The sequence below is a fragment of the Actinoplanes italicus genome (assembly GCF_003001815.1).
GTDB classification, from domain to species: Bacteria; Actinomycetota; Actinomycetes; order Mycobacteriales; family Micromonosporaceae; genus Actinoplanes; species Actinoplanes italicus.
The window spans coordinates 104,915-126,353 of sequence record NZ_PVMZ01000008.1; the positions used below are offsets into that span (position 1 = coordinate 104,915).

A 21,439-nucleotide genomic window follows, 5' to 3' on the forward strand; every position below is an offset into this window, starting at 1 on the left:
GCCGGGCGCGTCAGCCGCCGAACCACTTCTGGAAGAACCCCTTGTTCTTCTGGTTCTGGTGGACCGTGGGCGTCTCGTCGAGGGTCGGCGTGGACGGCGGGACCGGTCGTGGTCGCGGTGGTGGCACGTGGCCGGCCGACGGCGTGGGGTACACGGTCGGCGGCGGCTGCGGTGTTCTCGGGTCCAGGTGCAGGTTGTTGAGCAGGTCGCGCAGTTGCTGAGCGGTCGGCCGGGAGGCCGGGTCGTTGTTCATGCCGTATCGCAGCACGTCGGTCAGCGCCTTCGGCGCGTTCGGCAGCTCCGGGATGGGCTGGTGGAACAGGTCCATCAGGGTGAGCAGGCTGGGACTGCGGTTGGTCGCCCAGCGCGGCGGCCGGCCGCTCATCACCGCGTAGAGGGTGGCGCAGAGCGCGTACACGTCGGCCGCGCCGGACGGGGTGTCGTGGCGGAACATCTCGGGCGGCGCGTACGCCGGGGTGAGCACCTCGAGGGTCACCGAGGAGTCGCGCATCTCACCGAGCACGGCGAGGCCGAAGTCGGCGAGGACTGCGGCGTTGAACTCGGAGTAGAGGATGTTGGCCGGCTTCACGTCGCGGTGCAGCACCCCGTTGGCGTGCGAGTGCACCAGAGCATCGGCGATCTTGATGCCGACGTCACGGGCCTCGACGGCGTTGAGCGGGGCGACGCGCATCCGGTCCAGGTACGACCCGTCGCACAACTCCATGATCAGGTACGGGTGCTGGTCGACCGTGACACCGACGTCGAACAGGTCCACGACGTGCGGGTGCGACGACATGCGCCCGGCCGCCCGCGCCTCGCGCAGGAACCGGGCCTGGTCGCGCGGATTGTCGAGCGTCCGATTTTCCATCTTGATGGCGACATCGCGCCCGACTGAATCCTGGGTGGCCCGGTACACGGTGGCATAACCGCCCCGCGCCATGACCGACAAGCCGGACATGCCTGGCACGTACGGTACGGGCAGGGCACCAGGCGGAGTCTCCGTCACGGAATAGAAAATACGCCAGTCACCCGGAAGATCATCCGGGCACGTCAGACGCGTAGGCGACAGTTTCCTCGACGACCGTCACGGAAAGGGTTTCCCGCAGCTCAGCGGCGACCCCTCGCTCGCTGGCCTGCTCGGTCGCGTGTGCCAGCCGGACGGCCTCCTCGGCGGCGGCCCGGGCTTCGTCGCACCGGTCGGCGGCCGCCAGCACCCGGGCGCGGACCATGGCGGCGATCACCGAGCTGCGCACGTCCTCGGCCGGCGCGGCGGTCGCCCGCTCGATCCAGGTGAGTGCCGTGTCGACCCGGCCGTCGGCGAGCAGAGCGGAGGCGTACGACGCCAGCGCGTGCCGCCGCGAGAAGAGCAGGGAGGGCGTGGACGTGTCACTGGCGATCGGCGCGAGCAGCCCGATCGCGGTCGCCGCGTCACCGGCCCGGTTGCGCGCCTCGGCCAGCAGCACCCGTGGACCCACCTGCGCGGGCGCCAGCGGGTTGTGCGGCTCGACCGCGGTCATCACCCGTCGCGCGTCCGCCTCGGCCGCCTCCAGATCGCCACTCTGCAGGGCGACGAACCCTCGCAACGTCCCGGCCATCCCGAGCAGCAGCGGGTGGCCGGTCCTGTCGGCATAGCCGAGTGCGTCGGTGAGCAGATCGTACGCGTGCTCCGGCTCGTTCAGCCCGCGGGCGATCGCGCCCCGCACCACCAGCGCCAGCCCACAGCCCCAGTCGTCGTTGACGTCGAGGAACTCCCTGTACGCCCGGCGCGCCTGACCGTCGGCCGCGCGGAGATCGCCGAGTTCCGCAGCCGCGTACGCCTCGACGACCCGCAACGTGCCGACCGCCCAGCCCTCGCCGACCCGGTCACCGAACGGCAGGAACAGCCGGGCCAGCCGGCGCGCCTCCTGCAGCCGGCCGGCCAGCAGCCGGGCGAACGCCGTGGTGCCGCGCAGCCAGGCCCGCCCGACCGGGTCACCCAACTCGGCGAAGAGCCGCGCGGCCCGGCCCAGCACCGCGTCGGTGCCGGCGAAGTCGCCACGGGTGGTGGTCACCCAGGCCAGGCTCTGCAGGGCCCAGGCCTGCCCGTGGCGGTCACCGGCGGCCAGCGTGACCTGGTAGGCGGCGGCGAACCGGCTGCTCGCCTGGCTGAGCCGCCCGTTCAGGAAGTCGGCCATGCCGAGCCGGCGCATCGCGTTGGCCCGCTCCGGCAGCAGCTGCGCCTCGGTCGCCACGTCGAGCGCCTCCTGCCAGGAGGTCACCGCCCGCCCGGTGTCGCCGAGCGCCTCATATGCCCGGCCCACCACGATCATCGCCTCGGCGCGGCACACCGGCTCCCCGGAGGCGGCCACCGAGATCTTCTCGCCGAGCGCCAGCGCCTCCTCGGCACGGCCCAGCCGCAGCAGTGCCCGGGCCAGCACGAGCTGGTCCGGCAGCGGCAAACCGTCCTTGGACAGGGCGGTGGCGCGGTCCGCGTACTCGATGGCGGCTGCCGGTTCGATGTCGGCGAGGGCCTGGCGGGCCAGCCGGCCGAGCGCGGCGACACCGAGCGGGGCCACCTGGCGCGCCGGTGCGTCCGGCCGCAGCCGCACCGCGTCGGCCAGCTCGACCGCGTGCTCGGCGTGCATGGCGATGAACGCGTCGCGCTCGCCGCCGACCAGGTTGAGCCGGACCGCGCCGTCGTGGCCGGGCTGCGCCACGCTCTCCGGTGCCGCCCAGGAGGCCAGGTAGGCATGCCGCTCGGCCAGGTCACCCTTGCCGATCCCGGCGTACGCCGCCTCCCGCATCAGCGGGGTGGAGAACTGGTAGCCCCCGGACCGCGACCGGTGCAGCATGCGGCGCTGCAGCAGCTCGTCGACGGCCCGTTCGAGTTCGACGGCGACCACCACACCGGGCCGGGTGTCAGCGAGCGCACGACGCTCCTGAAGGGCCTCCAGAACGCCGCTGGGCACGGTCGTGCCGGCTACCGAGGCGTCCCGCAGCACCGACCGCGGATCCGGCGAGAGGGCGTCTATACGAGCGGCGAGGACCGCGGCCAGGTCACGGGAAAGCAGCCTGCTGCCCAGCGATCCGGCCGCCAGCTGCCAGCGGCCGGCCGCGTTGGCTCCGACCGCGGGAGTGAGCGCGCCGCGCTCCATCAGCAGGGTGACCATCTCGGCCAGGTAGAACGGGTTGCCCTGAGCGGTGGCGAGCAGCCGGTCGCTGTCGGCCGGTGGCAGCTTGCCGCCGTGCAGATAGGACGTGAGCAGGCGGGACGCGTCGGCGCCGCGCAGCGGAGGCAGGGCGTGCACCTCGGCGTCGGCGAGCCGCGCCATCGCACCCGCGGACCGCACCAGCTCGGGCCGGGCCAGCAGCAGCGCCACGACCGGGCCGTCCAGCAGGTTGAGGGTGCGCCCGATCGCGTCGACCGTGGTGTCGGTGGCGTCGTGGAGGTCGTCCACGATCACCATCAGCGGTTCCTCGGCGGCCATCGCGTCGAGCAGTTTGGCCACCGCGATCGAGATGGCCTCGGCGTCGGTCCGGCGCGCACTGGCCGGGCGGTCGGCGGGCGCGGTGGGCCCGACCTTGCGGTCCGGCGCCTCGCCGTACCCGAGCAGGACCAGCAGCCGATCGTTGTCGAGGGTGACGCCGAGCCGGCCGCCCAGCTTACGAAGCCGTTCGTCCACCACGGTGCGGGCCACCGAGGTCGCCACGTCCTTGGGCAGACCTGCCGCCTTGCGGACCAGGTCGGCCAGTGGCGCGTACCGGCGGCGTTCGCCGAAGGCCCGGCACCGCACCCGCAAAACCCGGGCGCCGTGCCCGGAGTACCCGGCGGCGAGGCGCTTGACCTCACCGGCGAACCGGGACTTGCCGATGCCCGCCTCCGCGGTCATCACCAGGATCTTGGGGGTACCGGTGTCGATCGCCTCGGCCAGCCGGCCGGAGACCCGGCCCAGCTCGGCCTCCCGGCCCACGAACGGCGCCTCGTCACCGAGGCCGGAGCGGGTGCCGGGGGCGTCGTGCAGACCGAGCAGCTCGTACGTCGGGACGGGCTCCCGCTTTCCCTTGAGCTTGAGCGGCCGCAACTGCCGCCAGGAGGCCACGTGCCGGGTACCGGCGCTGGTCCGCTCACCGGCGTAGACGCCGCCGATGGTGGCGGCGTCGGCGAGCCGGGCCGCGGTGTTCACCGTGTCGCCGATGACGGTGTATTCGATGCCGGCCTGCATGCCGGCGACCACCTCGCCGGTGTTGAGTCCGATCCGCAGCCCGAGCGGGGCCCCGCCACCTCGTTCGTCGTCGAGCACCCGGCGGACAGCACGCTGCATGCTCAGCGCGGCCCGGACGGCCCGCTCGGCGTCGTCCTCGTGCGCCACCGGGGCGCCGAAGACCGCCATGATCCCGTCACCGGTCAGCTTGTCGACGTGCCCGCCGAAGGTCTTCACGGCGCCGGCCAGCGAGGCCAGCACCCGGTCGGTCACCGCGCCGACCCGTTCCGGATCCAGGTCCTCGGAGAACGAGGTGAAGTCGGAGAGGTCGCCGAAGAGCACCGTGACGATGCGCCGCTCGGCGGCCGGGAGCACGGCCGCGGCCGGGAGCCCGGCACCGCAGTGGTGGCAGAAGCGGGCGCCGGGGACCGGGACGGTCCCGCAGACCGGGCAGGTCACGGCGCGTCCTGCTGTCGGCGCAGATATTCCAGCTGGGCATCCGCGGACCACTCGGCGGCGAACCGCAGCGCCGGATCGAGGTCCGGATAGACCAGGTCGACCACGGCCGCGGGGGTGTCCGCGCCGGCCGCCATGGCTGCCGTCACCTGCGCCAGCCGCTCCCGGCGGTGATCCAGGTAGAAGAGCGCCCGCTCGGCCGTATCGGCCCGGACCGGGCCATGACCCGGCAGCATCAGGACCGCCGGGTACGCGCTGAGCAGCTCGAGACTGCGGAGGTAGGCCCCGAGGTCGCCGTCGGGACGGGCGACCACGGTGGTCCCGCGCCCCAGGATGGTGTCACCGGTGAACATCGCACGGTCGTCCCCACACTCGACGAGAAACGACACCGAATCGCTGGTGTGCCCCGGAGTGTCGAGCACGCGTATTTCGAGCCCGTTCCCATCCAGGGGCTCGCGTGGGTCCAACGGCTCACCACCCACGCAGTGTGCCGGTGAACCCGCCCGAACGGGAGTGCCGCCGAGCAGCTCGGAGAGCCGGGCGGCGCCCTCGACGTGGTCGTGATGACCGTGTGTGACCAAGATGCGCCCGATCGACCCGTGCTCGGCGATCCGCCGCAGGTGGCCCTCGTCGAGCGGGCCGGGGTCGATCACCGTCGCGTCTCCGCCGCCGGGCGCCCGCAGGATCCACGTGTTGGTGCCGTCCAGCGTCATCGGCCCCGGGTTGGGTGCCCGCAGCAACGTCACCCAACCCGGTAGCCGGTCGACCTCGGCCGACTCGGGCTCAGCACCCCGCATGACCCGAATCGTACGTCGGCCCGGCGACCGTGACCGAGACACGATGTCCGATCCGGTCACCATCGGTGAGCAAATGCTGCCGAATCACCGCAAGATCACGCCACTTCGGCGATGACCTCGACCTCGACCGGGGAGCCCAGGGGCAGCTCGGAGACGCCGACGGCGCTGCGGGCATGCCGGCCCTGCTCGCCGAGGACCGCGGCGAATAGGTCCGAGGCCCCGTTGATCACCGCGGGCTGGCCGGTGAAGCCGGGCGCCGAGGCGACGAAGCCGACCACCTTGACGATCTTGACGATCCGGCCCAGGCCCACCAGGGCGTCGATCGCGGCGAGGGCGTTGACGGCGCAGAGCCGCGCCAGCCCGGCCGCCTCCTCGGGGCTCACCTCGGCGCCGACCTTGCCGGTCTGCGGCAGCTTGCCGTCGACGAACGGCAGCTGGCCCGAGGTGTAGACGTAGTTGCCGGACTGCACGGCGGGCACGTACGACCCGACCGGCGGCACCACCGCCGGCAGGGTCAGACCCAGCTCGGTGAGCTTCGCGTAGGCGTCGACCGCGCCGTCCCCAGCGACCGGGGCGGGCGTGGTCACTTGGGCCGCTTCATGTACGCGACCAGCTGCTCCGGGTTCGGTCCGGGGACCACCTGGACGAGCTCCCAGCCGTCCTCGCCCCAGTTGTCGAGGATCTGCTTGGTCGCGTGGACCAGCAGGGGCACGGTCACGTACTCCCACTTCTGCATGGCTAGTGCTCTCCTCACGTCGGATGTCGCGATCAGCTTAGGACGCGGGACGGACGGCCGTTGGCTAGGCTGACCGGGGAGTTGTGCACGCACAGCGCACATGCCATCACTGAATGCGATGAGCGGAGGATGACATGACGCAGCACGCACGGAACGAGCCCGGCGGGCACCCGGAGCCGCCGCCGACGCCCGAGCCGGAGCCGCCCACACCGATCCCGCCCGACGAGCCGATCCCGGTGCCGGAGCCGCCGCACGAGGCCGCGGCGTCGGACGCCACCTCGGAATTACCCGCGATCTCCGCCGAGGTGATGTCGCCCACGCCGGTGTGGCATCAGCCGCCGCCCACCGGTCCCTGGCACGCCCGGCACGAGAAACCCGGAGAGTGGCGACACCAACCCCCGGAACATCTGGCGTACGAACATTCGCCGCCGGCCGAGATCCAGCCGCAGCCGGAGCCGATCTGGGTGGGCGAGCCGACCGGCCGCCCGCCCGCGGGCATCGACTCACGACAGCGCTCGGCGGTGTTCCTGTCGATGGCGACGGTGGCCACGATGGCGCTCTGCGGTGGTGGCGCCGTCTCGGCGTACTACCTGCTCAGGGACGCCGACAATCCCGGTTCACCCGATCCGACCACCGCGGTCAACCGCTTCCTGACCGCGGTCTACACGCAACAGGACGCGACGGCGGCCCGCGATCTGGTCTGCAGCAAATCGCGGGACGAGGCGAAACTCGCGAGCCGGGTGGAACAGATCAGCACGTACGCGGACGGCTATCAGGGCCCGGCCTTCCGCTGGGACGAGCCGGCCGTGGCCGACCGCGACGACGACCGGGCGCGGGTGGACGTACGCGTCGTCATGTCGACGGAGGACGAGCGGACCGCCTCGCAGGATCTCCGTTTCACCGTCGTCCGCAAGACCGGCTGGCTGGTGTGTGAGGTCGCCGGCTGACAGGTCGCCGTAACGTGGATCCCATGGGCGACGAACACCGCAACTGGCCGGAACGGTTGCACGTGGTGACCGGCAAGGGCGGCACCGGAAAGAGCACCGTGGCCGCGGCCCTGGCACTGGGCCTGGCAGCGGGCGGCCGGCGCACGCTGCTCGTCGAGGTGGAGGGCCGGCAGGGCATCGCCCAGTTGTTCGGCCTGGAGCCACTCCCCTACGCGGAGCGCCGGGTGGCGACCACGACCGGCGGCGGTGAGGTCCGCGCACTGGCCGTGGACCCCGAGGAGGCCCTCCTCGAGTACCTGGACATGTTCTACAAGCTCGGCGCCGCCGGGCGGGCGCTGCGCAAGGTCGGCGCCATCGACTTCGCCACCACGATCGCCCCCGGCCTGCGCGACGTGCTGCTCACCGGAAAGGTGAAGGAGTCGACCACCCGGACGCAGGACGGCCGCCGGGTCTACGACGCGGTGGTCCTCGACGCGCCGCCGACCGGGCGGGTCGGCCGATTCCTGAACGTGACCGAGGAGACCGCCCGCCTGGTCAAGGTGGGTCCGATCAAGACGCAGAGCGAGGGCGTGGCGTCCCTGCTGCGCTCACCGATGACCGCGGTGCACGTGGTGACGCTGCTGGAGGAGATGCCGGTCCAGGAGACGCTGGACGCCATCACCGAGCTCTCCGCGCTGCACATCCCGGTCGGGCGGATCGTGGTGAACGGAGCCCGGCCCCCGCTGCTGGCCGGTGGCCGGGTCACGAAGGCGGAGATCAAGCGCGGACTCGTCGCGGCCGGGTTGTCCTCGGCTTCGGCCACGGTCAATCAGCTGGCCACCGAGGCGCAGGCCCATCTGACCCGGCGGGAGCTGGAGGAGTCGCTGCGTCTGGAGCTGACCGAGCTCGGGCGCCCGATCGTCGAGCTGCCGCTGCTCCCGGACGGAGTCAGCCGCGATTCCCTGACCGAGCTCGCCGGGCTCCTGATGCGAGCCTGATCGAGCGGAATGTCCGATCAAGACGCACTACCCTGAAATGGTGGCTGAATTGACGGCTCCACGGCTCGACGTCGACGGTCTGCTGGCCGACCCGGCCATCCGCATCGTGGTGTGCTGCGGAGCCGGCGGAGTCGGCAAGACCACCACGGCCGCGGCTCTCGGGCTGCGGGCCGCTGAGGTGCACGGCCGGCGCACGGTGGTGCTCACCATCGACCCGGCCCGCCGGCTCGCCCAGTCCATGGGCCTCACCGAGCTGGACAACACGCCTCGCCAGGTCAAGGGCATCGCCGAGGCGGGTGGCGGCGAGCTGCACGCCATGATGCTGGACATGAAACGCACCTTCGACGAGGTGGTGGAGCAGCACACCAACCCGAAACGTGCCGCCGAGATCTTCGCGAACCCGTTCTACCAGGCCATGAGCTCCACCTTCGCCGGCACTCAGGAGTACATGGCGATGGAGAAGCTGGGTCAGCTGCGGGCCGCTGACGAGTGGGACCTGATCGTGGTGGACACTCCGCCGTCGCGTTCGGCGCTCGACTTCCTGGACGCGCCGGCCCGGCTGTCCCGGTTCCTCGACGGCCGGATGCTGCGGCTGCTGCTGGCGCCCGCCCGGACCGGTGGTCGCAGCGTGTTCAGCCTGGTCACCGCATCGTTCGGGCTGTTCTCCAAGACCGTGCAGAAGGTTCTCGGCGCGCAGCTGCTGACCGACCTGTCCGGTTTTGTGGCCGCGCTGGATTCGATGTTCGGCGGATTCCGCCAGCGCGCCGACCAGACGTACCGGATCCTGCAGGACCCGCAGACCGCGTTCCTGCTGGTCGCGGCCCCGGAGCGGGACGCGATCCGGGAAGCCGCATATTTCGCCGAGCGCCTGGTCGCCGAGCGGATGCCACTGGCCGGGCTGGTGCTCAACCGAATGCACCACACCGAACTGGCCGGGCTGGGTGCGGCCGAGAGCGAGGCGGCGGCCGATCGGCTCGACGAGGCCGGCGACCAGCAGACGGCCGCCGACGTGCTGCGCATCCACGCCGCACTGCTGCGCAAGGTCGAGCGCGAGGCCGCGGTCGCGGCCGGATTCACCGAGGCGTTCCCCGCGGTGCCGTCCGCGCGGATCACGGCACAGCCCGCCGACGTCCACGACGTCGACGGGCTGCGAACGATCGGAGCGCTGCTCGCCTGACCGGCGATTTCACCGATCAGACGGACCTCGCCTGATCAGCGGGTGGAGACGAGCACCTTGTCGGCGCCCTTCTCCCGCAGTGCGGCCTCGAACATCTTCCGCCAGCTCGCCACATGCGGGTGCCGGCGGAGCAGGGCTCGCCGCTCCCGTTCCGTCATGCCTCCCCAGACGCCGAACTCGATGCGGTTGTCCAGGGCGTCGGCGAGGCACTCGTAGCGGACCGGGCAGCTGCGGCAAATCCTCTTCGCCACGTTCTGCTCGGCGCCCTGCACGAACAACGCGTCAGGGTCGCCACTCTGACACGCCGCCATGCTGGGCCAGTCGCTGATCATCCCCACGGTAAACGTCCCCCCTTGCTGTCACCCCCTGACGCCGGCGGCCCCTGTTCCCCCATGCCCGACCGGCGTCCGTGTCTCGCCGCACCATCATGCTCTGTAGTTGGGTGATTACGCAACGTTGTCCCTCAAATACGTATAGGCCGGTAGTTCCGGGCATAGCGGCCGAGTGACGGTGACCGAACGGGGGCATCTTTGGTGCAGATGTGGGAAATCGATCCGCCGGGACGGGTGACACGTCACACTCGATTCGGGCGAGAGGGGGATTCTCGGCGGGCGGTCGCGTGCGTTGTTCGCGTACCCTGCTCGCGTGTCCTCCTGGTTTCGCAGACGCGATCACAACATCTTCACGAACGCGACCTCGCTGCTGGTCTGTGGCCTGCTCGCCGGAGTCGTGGTGGCCGCCGCCGCGTTCCCGGCCGCGGCGATGACCGGTCTGGCCGCCAAGGCCGGCGGTCAGACCTTCGCGGGCCTGCCCAGTGAGCTCAAGGAGTTCAGCTCCCCACAGATCACGCGGGTGTACGCGTCCGACGGCAAGACGCAGATCGCCGTGTTCTACGACGAGTTCCGCAGCGACGTCCCGCTGAAGGACATCTCGAAGAACATGCAGGCCGCGATCCTGGCCGCGGAGGACCGCAAGTTCTACGAACACAACGGTGTCGACGTCAAGGGCATCGCGCGCGCGTTCGTGAGCAATCAGAACGGCGGATCGCAACAGGGTGCCTCCACCCTGACCATGCAGTACGTGCGGATGTCGCTGGCCTACTCGGCCACCAACCCGCAGGAGGTGATCGACGCGACGGAGGACAGCCCGAAACGCAAGATCACCGAGATGAAGTACGCGATGCAGATCTCGAAGCAGCTCACCAAGGACCAGATCCTGGAGCGCTACCTGAACATCGCGCCCTTCGGACTCCAGACCTACGGCATCTTCGCGGCCAGCCACGTCTACTTCAACAAGAAGCCGAAGGACCTGACCGTCGGCGAGTCGGCGATGCTCGCCGGCATGGTGAAGGCGCCGAGCGACTACAACCCGACGACGCCGGGCGGTCACGAGCTGATCACCGACCGCCGCAACAACTACATCATCCCGGCCATGGTCGACATGGGCGCGGTCACCGCGGCGGACGCCGAGAAGGCCAAGAAGGAAGCGGTCCCGACCAAGGTCAGGCAGGTCGGCCGCGGCTGCGCCTGGGTGGCCAGGAACAACTGGGGCTTCTTCTGCGACTTCTTCTACCGCTGGTGGCTGGACCAGGAGTCGTTCGGCGCCACCACGTACGACCGGGAGCGTCGCCTCAAGAGCGGCGGCTACAAGGTCGTCACCACCCTCGACCTGAAGGGTCAGAGCGGCGCCCGCCGGGAGATCGCCGAGCGCCAGTCGGACAGCAGCCAGAACGCGCTGCTCCTGGCCGGTATCGAACCGGGCAACGGCAAGGTCCGGCTGCTCGCCGCGAACCGTAAGTTCAAGCTCGACGACCCGGCCAAACCGGAGAACAAGCTGAACTCGGATCCGAAGAAGGCGAAGCTGAAGATCCGGGGCACCCACCCGAACACGACGAACCCGCTGATGAGCGGTGGCGGCGATATCACCGGCTATCAGGCCGGCTCGGTGTTCAAGATCTTCCCGATCATCGCGGCACTGGAGAACAACTACCCGCTCAGCTACACGATCAAGGCGGAGAAACAGTACAAGTCCGGCTACATCGTGGGTCCCGGCCCAGCGACCTGCGGCGGGCACTTCTACTGCCCGAAGAACTCGGGTGGCGGTGGCGCCGGCGTCTACACGATGTGGTCCGCCTTCGCGAAGTCGATCAACACGTACTTCATCCCGCTCCAGGAACGGGTCGGCGCGGAGAAGGTCATCGCCGTCGCCAAGCGGTTCGGCGTCCAGTTCCGGCAGCCGAAGGATGCCGACATGACCACCAAGGAGGGCGGCGCCAACCAGTTCGGCGCGTTCTCGCTGGGCGTCACGGCCTCCACCCCGCTCGACATGGCGAACGCCTACGCGACCCTCGCCGCCGATGGCAAGTACTGCGCCCCGACCCCGATCGAGCAGATCACCACGCTGAACGGCGAGAAGATCGACATCGGCAAGCCGTTCTGCAACCAGGCCACCACCAAGGACGTGGCCCGCGCCGCCCTGGACGCCGCCCGCTGCCCGGTCGGTGACTCGGCCCAGCTCGGCGCCTGCAACGGTGCCACCGCCGGTCCGACCAAGGGCATCGTGGGGCACCCGGTCTTCGGCAAGTCCGGCACCACCGACGCGGAGAAGACCGCTTCACTGATCGTCGGCACCACGAAGATCGTCGTCGCCGGTTACATGGCCAATCCGGACTGGCCCGACCACCGCGACCAGATGAAGCACGACATCATCAACCCGGCCGTCCAGTACACCGTGAAGGAGTACATGGAGGGCAAGCCGAAGGTCCAGTTCAAGAAGCCGGGCAGCAGCAAGATCGTCTTCGGTGAGCAGCGCTCGATCCCGAATGTGAAGTGCGACTCGGTCTCTTCGGCCACCAACCGGCTCGAGGACGCGGGCTTCCACGTCTCCACCGGCGCCGAGGTCGACTCCGAGTGCCCGAAGGGGACCGTCGCGAGCACCGATCCGTCGGGTCGGACGATCAAGAACGGCGCGGTCGTACTCCAGATCAGTAACGGGAAGACCGGAGCTCCGGAGCCCGGCACCAGTGCTGGCCCGCCGGGCGGCAGGCCAGGCAACTAGCAACGGAACCGGAAACGGGCGGGAGAGCCGATCTCCCGCCCGTTTTCCGTCCGCCGGTCAGCCGAGCTGGCGACGCACCTCGGCGGCGACACGGCCGCCCTCAGCGCGTCCCGCCACAGCTGCCTGAGCCGCCTTCATGGCCGGGCCCATCTGTCCCTTGCCGCTGAATCCACCGGCCGCCAGCGCCTGCGCGACCACATCGGCGATCTCCGCGTCGGTGAGCTGCTTCGGCAGGTAACGGTCGAGGACCTCGCCCTCGGCCGTCTCCTTGGCCGCCTGGTCCGCCCGGCCCGCGTCGGCGAAGGCGGTGGCCGCCTCGCGGCGCTTCTTCGTCTCCTTGGTCAGCACCGACAGCACCTCCTCGTCGGAGAGCTCACGGGCCTCCTTGCCGGCGACCTCGGCGGTCCGCACCGCGGCCAGCGCCATCCGCAGCGTCGACGTGATCAGCTCGTCGCGGGACTTCATGGCGGTGTGCAGGTCATCGTTCAGGCGGTCTTTCAACGTTCCCATGGACGGAGAAACTACCCTTGCGGGCATGCGTAAGCGCTCCCTTATTTCGGCCGCCGCCACTCTGTCCGCTCTCGGTGCCGCGACGCTCGCCTATGCCGCCCTGGTCGAGCGCAACATGTTCACCCTCCGGCGCTTCGACGTCCCGGTGCTGGAGCCGGACGCGGAACCGCTGCGCATCCTGCACCTGAGCGACCTGCACATGATGCCCGACCAGCGGCGCAAGCAGGAGTGGGTGGCCGCGCTCGGCGGTGCCGACCCCGATCTGGTCGTCGTCACCGGCGACAACATGGCCGACCCGGAGGCGGTGCCCGGCGTGCTGCGCGCCCTCGACCCGCTGCTGTCGGTGCCGGGCGCGTTCGTCTTCGGCTCCAACGACTACCGCGGCCCCGTCTGGAAGAACCCACTGCAATATCTGATGCCCGATCGGGAGTACGTGCAGGGCGTCGAGCTGCCCGCCGACGAGCTGCGCGCGGCCCTGACCGATGCGGGCTGGGCCGATCTGAACAACGCTCGCACCGTCCTCAAGGCCGGCGGCCGCTCGATCGAGCTGGTCGGCGTGGACGACCCGCACGTCGAGCGGGACGACTACGCCTCGGTGGCCGGTCCGATCAGCTCCGGAGCCGACCTGCACCTCGGGGTCACCCACACGCCCGCATCCGGAGTCCTGGACGCGATGGCCGCCGACGGTTTCGCGCTCCTGCTCGCCGGCCACACCCACGGCGGCCAGGTCTGTGTGCCGGGTGTCGGCGCGCTCACCACCAACTGCGACCTGCCCACCTCGATGGCGAAGGGCCTGCACCGCTGGCCAGGTTCGGACGCCTGGCTGCACGTCTCCGCCGGACTGGGCACCCACCCGACCGCGCCGATCCGCTTCGCCTGCCGCCCGGAGGCCTCGCTGCTCACCCTGATTCCACGCTGACCTGCGGTTTTACCTCTTAGGGATACCGGTTGCGGAGGCGGCGGGGGCCTCCGCTAGTATTTATCTCGCACCACCGGGGTGTGGCGCAGTTTGGTAGCGCGCTACGTTCGGGACGTAGAGGCCGTGGGTTCAAATCCCGCCACCCCGACCAGATGTGCATTCAGGGCCGATCTCCGGAAGCGGAGATCAGGCCCTGATTCATTTGCACGACCTATTCACTCGATCTCGGTGTTCTCCGGCGGCTCGATCCCCAGGCGCAGCAGCGCGGTCGACGTCACCATCCGGGTGAAGGAACAACCGAAGGTGCCGTCCGGCTTCTGGATACGCGGCATGTGGATGCGAACCTCATCCGGGCCGAACGGGTTCCAGTCGATGCCCCAGCCTCGCAGTCAAGCGTCCCAGGCTCGATGGAGCTTCCCCGAGCCGACACTGCCGTCAGCCGTCTGCACGATCACCCATCCGGCGTCCATGTCGGGCACGCTACCCTGCCGGAACCATCACCCGAAACGGACGATCATGCCGGGGGAGGCCTAGATCACATCGCCACCGGTAAGATCTACATTCTCGGGCATGTCGCTGCAAACGCATCGAAGCCACATCAAGGCCGCTGCGCAAGGGCCTGTCCTGGCACCTCATCTGCAGGAGATCATCGAGTCACTCGCGGCCGGGCAGACGGCCCGCGAGATGGCTGCTCGCCTATACATCTCGCCCAACACCGTCAAGTCCCGGCTGAAGACGCTGTATCAGCAGCTCGGAGCGCGGGACCAGGCGCATGCCGTGGCCATCGGCTTCCGGATCGGAGTGCTTCGGGCGGCCGGCGAGCCCGCTCCGGGCCCGGATCGGCAAGCCGTCATGATCGGAACCCTGGATCCGGAGGGTCTCCGGGAGACGATCGCCGACCTCACCGCGCTGTTGCGGATCGTGGAACGGGTCCGTGAGCTGGGCGGTGGGCACCTTCCCGATCTGCTGCGGCAGGTGGGGGAACTGGCGAGCCATCATCACGAAGACCCGTACAGAGCACTCGCCCGGATAGCCGAGATCGCGGCCGAGGCGGGATTCGGCATCTACCAGCCGGGCGACGAGTACCAGCCCGGCGACGAGTTCCGGCCGGGCGACGAGCCCGGCTCCTGAAACAGCCGGCTCCTGAGGACGAGCGAAGCGGTGAGTGGCCGTCGGTGCGGTCGCTCGACCGCGGGCCACTCGACGTTCAGAGAGCCAGCTGAGGTCCGACCGTGCGCGGAGCCATCTGCTGGGGCACCGCGTACGGCCCGATCATCGACTCGACGACCGGGGCGATCGACGGGCGCTCGGAGAGCTGCATGAGCCGGGTGGCGCGGGCCAGGGAGCCGGTCTCACCGTCACGGAAGCCCTCGCGGTAGCCGCGCTCGTAGCGTTCGCCACGGCCCAGGGCCCGGCCGAGGGCGAAACACGACGATCCAGCGAGGGCGAGCAGGAAGAGCATCGCGAAGGGTGTCACAGAACTATCCTTCCGGGGCGCAAGCCACTAATTAGGCGAAAATTACCCTAAAAAGGCATACGTTGCGGTAACGATGAGATCAAGTACGCCAACGGGTGACCCGCCGGGGTGCCGTCCGGACCCGGTGGGCCACCTGACAAGGTGGGACCTTGTGACTGACTCCATCGACCTCGCCCGCCAGGTCCGCAGCGTGAGCCGCCTCACCGGCGAGTTCACGCTCCGCTCCGGCCGGACCGCCACCGAATACTTCGACAAGTACCAGTTCGAGGCCGACCCGGTCCTGCTCGACCAGCTCGCCGAGCGCCTCGCCGTACTCATCCCCGAAGGCACCGAGGTGCTCGCCGGCCTGGAGATGGGCGGCATCGCCGTCGTCACCGCCCTGGCCCGGCACGCGAAGCTGCCCACCGCGTTCGTCCGCAAGCAGGCGAAGCAGTACGGCACCGCCCGTCTCGCCGAGGGCGCCGAGGTCGCCGGTCGCCGGGTCCTGATCGTCGAGGACGTCGTCACCTCCGGTGGACAGGTCGTTCTGTCCACCAACGACCTGCGCAAGCTCGGCGCGCACGTGGACCACGCGGTCTGCGTCATCGACCGTCAGGAGGGCGGCTCCCAGGCGCTCGCCGCCGAGGGCATCACGCTGCGCGCGCTGCTGACCCGAGCCGACCTCGAAGCCGCCGCCTGACCGCTCTCACCCACCCCAGCGTGGTGACCTAAGGTCCGATCCAGACCAGACTTCACCACGCTGTACGGGTGAGCCGCCCGCGTGGTGACCAACGGTCCGATACGCGCCACAGGTCACCACGCACGGCGTGCGTCCTGAAGTGAGCGCCGTCAGGCGGTGCGCTTGGCTGCGGCCCGAGGCTGGGGCTGTCAGGCGGTGCCGCTCGGCTGCGGCCCTGGGTTGAGGCTGTCAGGCGGTGCGCTTGGCTGCGGCCCTGAGCCGAGGGCTGTCAGGCGGTGCGCTTGGCTGCGGCCCTGGGGTGGGGGCTGTCAGGCGGTGCGCTTGGCGATCTCGGCGGCTATCAGCTCGGCGATCTGGACAGTGTTCAGAGCCGCGCCCTTACGACGGTTGTCGCCGGTGATAAAGAGGGACAACGCGCGCGGGTCGTCCATGGCCCGGCGGATGCGGCCCACCCATGACGGGTCGGTGCCGACCGCATCGATCGGCATCGGGAACTCGCCGGACTCCGGGTCGTCGACCAGGATCACGCCGGGGGCGTTGCGCAGCACCTGACGTGCGCCGTCGGCGGTCACCTCGGAGGCGAAGACCGCGTGCACGGCCACCGAGTGGCCGGTGACGACCGGTACCCGTACGCAGGTGGCGGAGACCTTGAGGGCCGGCAGGCCCAGAATCTTGCGGGACTCGTTGCGGAGCTTGAGCTCCTCGGAGGACCACCCGTTGTCCGCCGGATCCCCGGACCATGGCACCACGTTGAGCGCCAGCGGGGCCGGGAAGGGTCCGAGGTCGTCACCGATGGCCTGGCGCACGTTGCCCGGCCGTGAACCCAGCAGCCGGTCGCCGGCCACCTTGGTGAGCTGGTCGTGGAGCGTGTCGACGCCGTACTGACCGGCGCCGGAGGCGGACTGGTACGACGCCAGGACGAGCTCACGCAGGCCGTACTCGTGGTGCAACGGCGCCACCGCGATGATCATCGCGGCCACCGTGCAGTTGGCGCTGGACACGATGCCGACCGGCCGGTGAGCGGCGTCCTCACGGTTGACCTCGGGCACCACGAGCGGCACGTCCGGCCGCATGCGGAAGGCCGACGAGTTGTCCACCACGACCGTGCCGCGGGAGACCGCGATCGGCGCCCAGTGCTCGGAGACCGCGTCGGGCACGTCGAACATCGCCACGTCGACGCCGTCGAAGGAGTCCGCGGTGAGTTCCCGGACGTCCATGCGTTCGCCGCGGCAGTTCAGCGACTTGCCGGCGGACCGTGCCGACGCCAGGAGCCTGATCTCGCCCCAGACGTTGCGCCGGGACGAGAGCAGCTCGAGCATGACGGTCCCGACGGAGCCGGTGGCTCCGACGACGGCGAGCGTGGGCTGCGCCATCGCCCGGGTTACCGGCCGGTGCCGCCGTAGACGACAGCTTCCTCGTTACTGCCTAGCTCGAACGCGGCGTGCACTGCACGCACCGCGGTGTCGAGGTCGGTATCACGGCAGACGACCGAGACCCTGATCTCCGAGGTGGAGATCATCTCGATGTTGACGCCGGCGGCGCCGATGGTGGCGAAGAACTCGGCGGCGACACCGGGGTGCGAGCGCATGCCGGCACCGACCAGCGAGACCTTGCCGATGTGGTCGTCGAAGAGCAGGCCCTTGAACTTGACCTGGTCCTTGATCTTGTCGAGCGCGCTCATCGCGGTCTGGCCGTCGGCCTTCGGCAGGGTGAACGAGATGTCGGTGCGGCCGGTGCCCTCGGTCGACACGTTCTGCACGATCATGTCGATGTTGATCTCGGCCTTGGCGACCGTCTCGAAGATGCGGCCGGCCGCGCCGGGCTCGTCGGGCACGCCGACAATCGTGATCTTCGCGTCGCTGCGCTCGTGCGCGACCCCGGTGATCAGTGCGTTCTCCACGTCAGGGTCCTCCATCGAGCCTGTGACTAGCGTGCCTTCTTTGTTCGAGTACGACGAGCGTACGTGGATCGGCACGTTGAAACGCCGCGCGTACTCCACGCATCGCAACATCAGCACCTTCGCCCCGCCGGCCGCGAGGTCGAGCATCTCCTCGTACGTGATCTTCTTGATGTGCTTGGCGTCCGGCACGATCCGCGGGTCGGCGGTGAAGACGCCGTCCACGTCGGTGTAGATCTCGCAGACGTCGGCGTGCAGGGCCGCTGCCAGGGCGACCGCCGTGGTGTCCGAGCCGCCGCGGCCGAGGGTGGTGATGTCCTTGGTGTCCTGCGACACGCCCTGGAAGCCGGCGACGATGGCGATCGCGCCCTCGTCCAGCGCGGTCCGCAGGCGGCCGGGTGTGACATCGATGATCCGGGCCTTGCCGTGCACCGAGGTGGTCAGCACGCCGGCCTGGGAGCCGGTGTACGACCGCGCCTCATAACCCAGGTTGTGGATGGCCATGGCGAGCAGCGCCATCGAGATCCGCTCGCCGGCGGTGAGCAGCATGTCCAGCTCGCGGCCGGGTGGCAGCGGGCTGACCTGGTTGGCGAGGTCGAGCAGCTCATCGGTGGTGTCGCCCATGGCGGAGACCACGACGACCACGTCGTCACCGGCCTTGCGCGCGGCCACGATGCGCTCGGCCACCCGCTTGATGCGCTCAGCGTTCGCTACCGACGAACCACCGTACTTCTGCACCACTAGAGCCACGGCGAAACCATTCCTTCGGCGATACGGAACAACGACGCCGGTCAGGGCAGTCGCCACCACACTAGTCGCGCTCGGGCACGGCCTCGACAGGCGATCCCAGATTCCGGTTGAGGTCACGCGCGACACGCCGGTGACGCGCGCCGCGCCGTTTCGGCAAAGACGCGCAGAATGACGCGATGCGCCTTCCCTCCGCGTCGATCGCCGTGCTGCTGGCCGCCGGTCTGGCCGCCTGCGGCGACAGCGACGCCACGCCGGAGCCGGCTCCCGGATCGCCGTCCGTCTCCGCCGCCGTGCCCGAGCCCGAGGCCCGCAGCGAGTTCGCGGGCCTGGCCGCGCTCGCCCTGGACCGCCGGTACGCCGCTCTCTACAGCCTCGAGTCGGGTGGTTCGACCCGCGAGGTGGTGGCGGCCGTCGCCGAGGACGGCAGCTGGCGGGTGGACATCCCGGCCGGCGCGCTGGGCGGTACCGCCGGGGTCACGATCATCCGGGTCGCGACCGGTCTTCATCAGTGCACGCTCTCCACCCCGAGCGCACCGGTCAGCCCCACCTGCGTGCGGGTGGCCGAACGCGGTGACAAGGTCCCCCGCAAGTACGACCCCCGCGTGCAGCGCCTGTTCCGGCAGTGGCTGCCGGTCTTCACCGACCGCAAGGCGCCGCTGGCGGTCTCCGCGGTGCAGCCGCTGCCCGGCGTGCAGGGCTCCTGCTATGCGGTCGACTCGGTCACCGCCGCCCTGGACCAGCCGGTCGACGTTGGCATCTACTGCTACGCCCCGGACGGGCTGCTGACCGCTGCCCGGGTCGACTTCGGGCAGCTCAAGCTGGTCCGGCAGGTGGCCGGCCCGAAGACGCTGCAACTGCCGGGCCCGGAGGTGGCCGGTGAGCCGATGGGTATGACCGCCCCGCCTCCGGTCGTCGAGCCGACCGGACTGGTCCCCTCGGCCTGATCCACCACCCCTTCCCACGATCCGGGCGAACGGTTAGCCGAACCGATTTCGATGACGTAACGTGGCTGGCGACATGTGGCAGGTGAACCTTCTCCTTCGCTGCCGCGACGAGGCCCCTTCCCAGGGCGGCACCTCGTCGCGGAGGTGACGCACGCCGCCTGCTCGTCTTCTTCCTGACTGGAGCAGTCCCACATGTCCGTTTACGGCCCTCAGCAGCCCAGCCCCATGCCGTTCCAGCGCTACGAGGCTTACCAAAAACAGTTCTCGATCAACCTGCCCGAACGGCAGTGGCCCGGCCGCGTGACCGAAAAGGCCCCTCGCTGGTGCGCGGTCGACCTGCGTGACGGCAACCAGGCTCTGATCGACCCGATGTCGCCCGAGCGCAAGCGGCGGATGTTCATGCTGCTGGTGAAGATGGGCTACAAGGAGATCGAGGTCGGCTTCCCGGCCGCGAGCCAGACCGACTTCGACTTCGTACGCCAGCTGATCGAGCAGGACCTGATCCCGGACGACGTCACGATCCAGGTGCTGGTGCAGTGCCGGGAGCACCTGATCGACCGGACCTTCGAGTCGATCCGCGGCGCCAAGCGCGCCATCGTGCACTTCTACAACTCGACCTCGACGCTGCAGCGGCGTGTGGTGTTCGGCCTGGACAAGGACGGCATCACCGACATCGCGACGACCGGCGCGCGGCTCTGCCAGAAGTACGCCGAGATCCACACCCCGGACACCGAGATCTTCTACGAGTACTCGCCCGAGTCGTACACCGGCACCGAGCTGGAGTACGCACTGGAGATCTGCTCCGCGGTGATCGACGTGATCGACCCGACCCCGGCCCGGCCGCTGATCATCAACCTGCCGGCCACCGTCGAGATGGCGACGCCGAACGTGTACGCCGACTCGATCGAGTGGATGCACCGGAACCTGCCGCGACGCGAGAGCATCATCCTGAGCCTGCACCCGCACAACGACCGGGGCACCGGCGTGGCCGCCGCCGAGCTGGGCCTGCTGGCCGGCGCCGACCGGATCGAGGGCTGCCTGTTCGGCAACGGCGAGCGGACCGGCAACGTCGACCTGGTCACGCTGGGACTGAACCTGTTCTCCCAGGGCATCGACCCGCAGATCGACTTCTCGAACATCGACGAGATCAAGCGGACCGTCGAGTACTGCAATCAGCTGCCGGTGCACGAGCGGCACCCGTACGCGGGCGATCTGGTCTACACCGCGTTCTCCGGCTCGCACCAGGACGCGATCAAGAAGGGCTTCACCGCCCTGGAGGCCGACGCCGACGCGGACGGCACCCCGATCGACGAGTTCACCTGGGGCGTTCCCTATCTGCCGATCGACCCGAAGGACGTGGGCCGCACCTACGAGGCCGTCATCCGGGTCAACTCGCAGTCCGGTAAGGGCGGCGTGGCGTACATCATGAAGGAAGAGCACAAGCTGGACCTGCCGCGGCGGCTGCAGATCGAGTTCTCCGGCGTGGTGCAGCAGCACACCGACGCCGACGGTGGCGAGGTCAACCCGCAGCAGATGTGGGACTACTTCGCCACCGAGTACCTGATCGAGCACCAGGTGTCGACGGCCTTCGCGCTGGAGAACTACAGCACCGCCACGGTCGACGGCAAGGTCGAGATCGACGTCGAGGTGTTCCACCGGGGCGTCCGGCGCCCGCTGGTCGGTGTCGGCAACGGCCCGATCGACGCGTTCGTGCAGGCCATCGAGCCGCTGGGCATCAAGGCGCGGGTGCTGGACTACAACGAGCACGCCCTGACCTCCGGCGGCGACGCGCAGGCGGCGGCCTATGTGGAGGTCGAGGTGGGCGACGTCGCGGTCTGGGGCGTCGGCATCGACGCCAACATCGTCAGCGCGTCCATCAAAGCGGTGACGAGCGCGATCAACCGCGCCCGCTGATTGGCGAACTTCAAGATCCGG

The 21,439-nt window shown here is 69.9% G+C and carries 19 protein-coding genes and 1 tRNA gene; 10 read left to right on the plus strand and 10 right to left on the minus strand.

All coding sequences use genetic code 11. The features are described 5' to 3' along the window. Window positions 1–10: 10 nt before the first annotated feature. From CLV67_RS20570 to sp36, 5 genes are all read right to left on the minus strand, one after another. On the minus strand, window positions 11–1,006 hold the full coding sequence (locus CLV67_RS20570) for a serine/threonine-protein kinase (protein WP_106320783.1): 996 nt from the start codon (window positions 1,004–1,006) through the stop codon (window positions 11–13). A 31-nt stretch (window positions 1,007–1,037) separates the two neighbouring features. Then, window positions 1,038–4,640, minus strand: a complete 3,603-nt coding sequence (locus tag CLV67_RS20575) for an adenylate/guanylate cyclase domain-containing protein (protein ID WP_106320785.1) — start codon at window positions 4,638–4,640, stop codon at window positions 1,038–1,040. Continuing rightward, window positions 4,637–5,434, minus strand: a complete 798-nt coding sequence (locus CLV67_RS20580) for an MBL fold metallo-hydrolase (RefSeq protein ID WP_106321324.1) — start codon at window positions 5,432–5,434, stop codon at window positions 4,637–4,639. The genes CLV67_RS20575 and CLV67_RS20580 overlap by 4 nt, the downstream gene beginning before the upstream one ends. Before the next feature lie 95 nt (window positions 5,435–5,529). After that, window positions 5,530–6,021 (minus strand): RidA family protein, encoded by a 492-nt coding sequence (locus tag CLV67_RS20585; protein ID WP_106320787.1) that lies wholly within the window; start codon window positions 6,019–6,021, stop codon window positions 5,530–5,532. Beyond that, a complete protein-coding gene (gene sp36, locus CLV67_RS51140; protein ID WP_146169236.1) occupies window positions 6,018–6,170 on the minus strand; it encodes a Sp36 family protein in 153 nt (50 codons plus the stop codon). Before sp36 ends, CLV67_RS20585 begins: the two co-directional genes overlap by 4 nt. A 134-nt stretch (window positions 6,171–6,304) precedes the next feature. Here sp36 and CLV67_RS20595 point away from each other — a divergent pair, with 134 nt between their 5' ends. Genes CLV67_RS20595 through bagB form a run of 3 tightly spaced genes read left to right on the plus strand, consistent with a single transcriptional unit; the run spans window position 6,305 to window position 9,271 of the window. After that, on the plus strand, window positions 6,305–7,117 hold the full coding sequence (locus CLV67_RS20595; protein WP_203737508.1) for an Rv0361 family membrane protein: 813 nt from the start codon (window positions 6,305–6,307) through the stop codon (window positions 7,115–7,117). Between the two features lie 23 nt (window positions 7,118–7,140). Further along, window positions 7,141–8,094, plus strand: coding sequence for an ATPase BagA (gene bagA / locus CLV67_RS20600; protein WP_106320791.1), 954 nt, complete (start codon window positions 7,141–7,143; stop codon window positions 8,092–8,094). Between the two features lie 37 nt (window positions 8,095–8,131). Then, window positions 8,132–9,271, plus strand: a complete 1,140-nt coding sequence (bagB, locus tag CLV67_RS20605; RefSeq protein WP_106320793.1) for an ArsA family ATPase — start codon at window positions 8,132–8,134, stop codon at window positions 9,269–9,271. A gap of 35 nt (window positions 9,272–9,306) precedes the next feature. On the opposite strand, the gene CLV67_RS20610 is transcribed toward bagB, so the two are convergent. Further along, window positions 9,307–9,609, minus strand: coding sequence for a WhiB family transcriptional regulator (locus CLV67_RS20610; RefSeq protein WP_041832981.1), 303 nt, complete (start codon window positions 9,607–9,609; stop codon window positions 9,307–9,309). A 307-nt stretch (window positions 9,610–9,916) separates the two neighbouring features. Between CLV67_RS20610 and CLV67_RS20615 the strand changes: the two genes are divergently transcribed. Continuing rightward, the gene (locus CLV67_RS20615; protein ID WP_106320795.1) at window positions 9,917–12,328 is read left to right on the plus strand and encodes a transglycosylase domain-containing protein; all 2,412 of its coding nucleotides are present in this window, start codon (window positions 9,917–9,919) and stop codon (window positions 12,326–12,328) included. Window positions 12,329–12,385: 57 nt separating this feature from the next. Here CLV67_RS20615 and CLV67_RS20620 read toward each other — a convergent pair whose 3' ends face one another. Next, complete coding sequence (locus tag CLV67_RS20620) at window positions 12,386–12,838, minus strand: GatB/YqeY domain-containing protein (RefSeq protein ID WP_106320797.1); 453 nt, start codon at window positions 12,836–12,838, stop codon at window positions 12,386–12,388. Window positions 12,839–12,863: 25 nt separating this feature from the next. Here CLV67_RS20620 and CLV67_RS20625 point away from each other — a divergent pair, with 25 nt between their 5' ends. The 3 genes from CLV67_RS20625 to CLV67_RS20635 all read left to right on the plus strand — a co-directional run bounded on the left by CLV67_RS20625 (window position 12,864) and on the right by CLV67_RS20635 (window position 14,888). Next, window positions 12,864–13,757 carry a metallophosphoesterase gene (locus CLV67_RS20625; RefSeq protein WP_106320799.1) on the plus strand — a complete coding sequence of 298 codons (894 nt, stop codon included), beginning with the start codon at window positions 12,864–12,866 and terminating at the stop codon, window positions 13,755–13,757. A 74-nt stretch (window positions 13,758–13,831) separates the two neighbouring features. Then, window positions 13,832–13,908: transfer RNA gene (locus CLV67_RS20630), tRNA-Pro, on the plus strand. A 419-nt stretch (window positions 13,909–14,327) separates the two neighbouring features. After that, a complete protein-coding gene (locus CLV67_RS20635; protein WP_106320801.1) occupies window positions 14,328–14,888 on the plus strand; it encodes a helix-turn-helix domain-containing protein in 561 nt (186 codons plus the stop codon). Window positions 14,889–14,964: 76 nt separating this feature from the next. Here the strand turns inward: CLV67_RS20635 and CLV67_RS20640 are convergent, their stop codons facing one another. Beyond that, a complete protein-coding gene (locus CLV67_RS20640; protein WP_106320803.1) occupies window positions 14,965–15,234 on the minus strand; it encodes a hypothetical protein in 270 nt (89 codons plus the stop codon). Between the two features lie 151 nt (window positions 15,235–15,385). Between CLV67_RS20640 and pyrE the strand changes: the two genes are divergently transcribed. Continuing rightward, entirely contained in the window at window positions 15,386–15,913 is a 528-nt protein-coding gene (gene pyrE, locus CLV67_RS20645; protein ID WP_106320805.1) for an orotate phosphoribosyltransferase, read from the plus strand. A gap of 308 nt (window positions 15,914–16,221) precedes the next feature. Here the strand turns inward: pyrE and CLV67_RS20650 are convergent, their stop codons facing one another. Beyond that, window positions 16,222–17,286, minus strand: coding sequence for an aspartate-semialdehyde dehydrogenase (locus tag CLV67_RS20650; protein WP_106320807.1), 1,065 nt, complete (start codon window positions 17,284–17,286; stop codon window positions 16,222–16,224). Between the two features lie 8 nt (window positions 17,287–17,294). After that, a complete protein-coding gene (locus CLV67_RS20655) occupies window positions 17,295–18,560 on the minus strand; it encodes an aspartate kinase (protein ID WP_106320809.1) in 1,266 nt (421 codons plus the stop codon). A gap of 176 nt (window positions 18,561–18,736) precedes the next feature. On the opposite strand from CLV67_RS20655, the gene CLV67_RS20660 reads away from it, so the two are divergent. Together CLV67_RS20660 and leuA are read left to right on the plus strand one after the other, a co-directional pair. Next, window positions 18,737–19,504: a hypothetical protein gene (locus CLV67_RS20660; protein WP_106320811.1), complete on the plus strand. Its 768-nt coding sequence runs from the start codon at window positions 18,737–18,739 to the stop codon at window positions 19,502–19,504. A gap of 192 nt (window positions 19,505–19,696) precedes the next feature. Continuing rightward, window positions 19,697–21,418 (plus strand): 2-isopropylmalate synthase, encoded by a 1,722-nt coding sequence (gene leuA / locus CLV67_RS20665; protein ID WP_106320813.1) that lies wholly within the window; start codon window positions 19,697–19,699, stop codon window positions 21,416–21,418. The last annotated feature ends 21 nt before the right edge of the window (window positions 21,419–21,439 follow it).

Bases quoted from the DNA above. Each gene is read 5' to 3' on its own strand.
- CLV67_RS20580 (WP_106321324.1), bottom strand. From the start codon at position 5,434: ATGCGGGGTGCTGAGCCCGAGTCGGCCGAGGTCGACCGGCTACCGGGT.
- sp36 (WP_146169236.1), bottom strand. From the start codon at position 6,170: ATGCAGAAGTGGGAGTACGTGACCGTGCCCCTGCTGGTCCACGCGACC.
- CLV67_RS20595 (WP_203737508.1), top strand. From the start codon at position 6,305: ATGACGCAGCACGCACGGAACGAGCCCGGCGGGCACCCGGAGCCGCCG.
- bagA (WP_106320791.1), top strand. From the start codon at position 7,141: ATGGGCGACGAACACCGCAACTGGCCGGAACGGTTGCACGTGGTGACC.
- bagB (WP_106320793.1), top strand. From the start codon at position 8,132: ATGGTGGCTGAATTGACGGCTCCACGGCTCGACGTCGACGGTCTGCTG.
- CLV67_RS20620 (WP_106320797.1), bottom strand. From the start codon at position 12,838: ATGGGAACGTTGAAAGACCGCCTGAACGATGACCTGCACACCGCCATG.
- CLV67_RS20625 (WP_106320799.1), top strand. From the start codon at position 12,864: ATGCGTAAGCGCTCCCTTATTTCGGCCGCCGCCACTCTGTCCGCTCTC.
- CLV67_RS20635 (WP_106320801.1), top strand. From the start codon at position 14,328: ATGTCGCTGCAAACGCATCGAAGCCACATCAAGGCCGCTGCGCAAGGG.
- CLV67_RS20650 (WP_106320807.1), bottom strand. From the start codon at position 17,286: ATGGCGCAGCCCACGCTCGCCGTCGTCGGAGCCACCGGCTCCGTCGGG.
- CLV67_RS20660 (WP_106320811.1), top strand. From the start codon at position 18,737: ATGCGCCTTCCCTCCGCGTCGATCGCCGTGCTGCTGGCCGCCGGTCTG.
- leuA (WP_106320813.1), top strand. From the start codon at position 19,697: ATGTCCGTTTACGGCCCTCAGCAGCCCAGCCCCATGCCGTTCCAGCGC.